Below are 1,034 nucleotides of genomic sequence, written 5' to 3' on the forward strand. Positions count from 1 at the left end.
AGACCATAAAGTGATTGCAATAGATTTACCGGGTTTGGGTCAATCATCTCCCATACTTAACGATGATTATTCGGCAGAAAATACATCAAAAATCTTGATTGGTGCGATTAAAAAAATTGCTGGTAAAGGGCCAATCTATTATGTCAGTCACGATTTAGGTAATTCGGCTTCTTATCCACTGGTTGCCAATAATCAGGGCTATATCAAAAAAGTAGTATTTATGGACTCGCCAATTCCAGATCGTGCGATGTTTGGATATCCGGGATACACACTTGATGGTCCAGGTCTGGGTTGGCACTTTGGTTATTTCAGCTTTGGTGATATTGCTGAAAAGCAAATTGCACATGATCCAGATTTATTTTTCTCGTACTTTATTAAAACTTATGCAGGTAAAAAAGACATTTTTACGCCTGAACTCCTTGCTGAGTTGATTGAACCATATTCAACTCGAGATAAATTAAAAGCAGCTTTTGGTTATTACCATTCTCATGCTGATTCAGTTCGTCAAAATGAAGCATTACTTGCTAATGGTAAAAAGTTAACCATACCTTCTATGGCACTTACAGGCCAAAAAGGCGTAAATGATGTTTTGGTGAAAGAGATGCGAGCAAGATTTGTCGCTGATCCTGCCCAATACACTGCCATTATTTTGCCAGATACAGGACACTGGATGGTGGAAGAAAATGCTGAAGGTGTTGAAAAAAGTTTATCGAACTTTTTATTTAAATAAATATGAAATTCATCGCACTCAGGCTTAAGGCTTGGGTGCAATAAATTATTTATTTTAAATGAGTCATTAATATGAATAGATATTTTAAAAATATATCCATTTCTACAGCTTTTATTTTGGTTAGTTCATCATATGCAAATGCAGAATATGACCCAAACTTAAAGTCGATAGATACGCCACCAGCTGTTTCACAGCAAATGTTTAATAAAGTGAAATCTAATGGGCTAGGGCAATATTCTTATGCAAAAGGTTTATCTAGTAAGTTTATAGAGTCTGAAGGCGTAAAACTTCATTACGTTGAAGG

General features: G+C 35.7%; 1 protein-coding gene and 1 pseudogene. Both read left to right on the forward strand.

All coding sequences use genetic code 11. The features are described from left to right. Window positions 1-730: alpha/beta fold hydrolase (locus tag J582_RS25360; protein WP_032048966.1), on the forward strand; the 730-nt coding region annotated here is incomplete at its 5' end. 71 nt (window positions 731-801) lie between these two features. After that, a pseudogene (locus tag J582_RS25365) lies at window positions 802-1,034 on the forward strand (alpha/beta hydrolase); the annotation flags it as partial.

Origin of the sequence: Acinetobacter sp. 1566109 (genome assembly GCF_000582255.1) — a bacterium.
GTDB lineage: Bacteria > Pseudomonadota > Gammaproteobacteria > Pseudomonadales > Moraxellaceae > Acinetobacter > Acinetobacter nosocomialis.